Annotated in this window: 1 protein-coding gene; it reads left to right on the top strand. The window is 65.8% G+C overall.

The features are described from left to right. The coding region (locus EKA13_RS27555; protein ID WP_483826452.1) for an NAD(P)/FAD-dependent oxidoreductase at positions 1 to 509 on the top strand (509 nt) is incomplete at both ends.

Here is a 509-nt window from a genome sequence, read left to right as displayed (position 1 = left end):
CGCGTGCGTGCACGGCAGGTGGTGCTGGCCACAGGCGCCCACGAGCGCCCGCTGGTGTATGGCAACAACGACGTGCCGGGCAACATGCTGGCTGGCGCCGTATCGACTTACGTACGCCGCTACGGCGTGGCACCGGGCAAGAAACTGGTGCTTTCGACCAACAACGACCACGCGTATCGCGTTGCGCTGGATTGGTTCGACGCCGGCCTCAAGGTCGTCGCCATTGCCGATGCGCGGCATAACCCGCGTGGTTCGCTGGTCGAAGAAGCCCGCGCCAAAGGCATTCGCATTCTGACCTCCAGCGCGGTGATCGAAGCACGTGGCAGCAAGCATGTGACAGCCGCCCGCGTGGCAGCCGTCGACCTGAAAGCCCACGCAGTGACCAGCCCTGGCGAGTGGCTGGAGTGCGACCTGGTGGCCAGCTCAGGGGGTTACAGCCCGGTGGTTCACCTGGCTTCGCACCTGGGTGGCAAGCCGGTCTGGCGTGAAGACATCCTCGGCTTCGTGCC

This window comes from Pseudomonas defluvii (assembly GCF_001695625.1).
Lineage (GTDB): Bacteria > Pseudomonadota > Gammaproteobacteria > Pseudomonadales > Pseudomonadaceae > Aquipseudomonas > Aquipseudomonas defluvii.
The sequence above is the reverse complement of the archived record's forward strand: the minus strand, read 5'-3'. Positions and strand labels throughout refer to the sequence as shown.